Below are 732 nucleotides of genomic sequence, written 5' to 3'. Positions count from 1 at the left end.
GCAGGTGCCAGAGTTCGTCGGGTGAGGTGATGCCGCCGGGGAGTCGGCAGGCCATCCCGACCACGGCGATCGGCTCCAGCGCCGCGCCGGGCGCGCCGGCCGCGGGCACCGTCTGGGCGCCGGCGGTCCCCCGTCCGGCCTGGTCGCCGCCGAACCGCTCGGCGAGATGACGGGCCACGGCGGCCGGGCTGGGATAGTCGAAGGCGAGGGTCGCCGTCAGCCGCAGACCGGTCGCACCGCCCAGTCGGTTACGCAGGTCGACCGCGGTCAGCGAGTCGAATCCCACCTCCCGGAAGGACCGCTCCGGCTCCACCGACTGCGGGCTGGGATGACCGAGGACCTCCGCGACCTGCCGGCGGACCAGTTCCAACAGGAAGGCGTCCCGCTCCTGCGCGGCCAGCGGAGCCAACTGCCGCGCCAACGAGCCGGCCGCGTTCTCCTGCGCTCCGCGTGCCGCCCGCCGCGGTGCCGGCGGGACCAGCGCACGCAGCACCGGGGGCAGCGCACCGCTGGCCGCCCGGGCCCGCAGCGCCGGTAGATCCAGCTGGGCCGTCACCCAGGTCGCCGGCGAGCCGGGCCGGCCGCCGCCCAGCGTGCTGTCGAACAACGCCAGCGCGTGTTCGCTGGACATCGCGGCGATGCCGCCGCGCTGCATCCGGGTGAGGTCGGTGGTGTCGAGGTGGCTGGTCATGGTGCTGGTTTGGTGCCAGAGGCCCCAGGCGAGGCTGGTGG

Annotated in this window: 1 protein-coding gene; it reads right to left on the bottom strand. The window is 75.5% G+C overall.

Features of this window, described 5'->3' with window-relative positions:
* On the bottom strand, positions 1-691 hold a 691-nt coding region (locus MXD61_RS05760), incomplete at its 3' end, for an acyl carrier protein (protein ID WP_248811803.1).
* Positions 692-732 lie beyond the last annotated feature (41 nt).

Source organism: Frankia sp. AgPm24 (genome assembly GCF_023243055.1).
In the GTDB taxonomy this organism is placed as follows: Bacteria; Actinomycetota; Actinomycetes; order Frankiales; family Frankiaceae; genus Frankia; species Frankia umida.
This window is presented reverse-complemented; position numbering and strand designations above follow the sequence as displayed.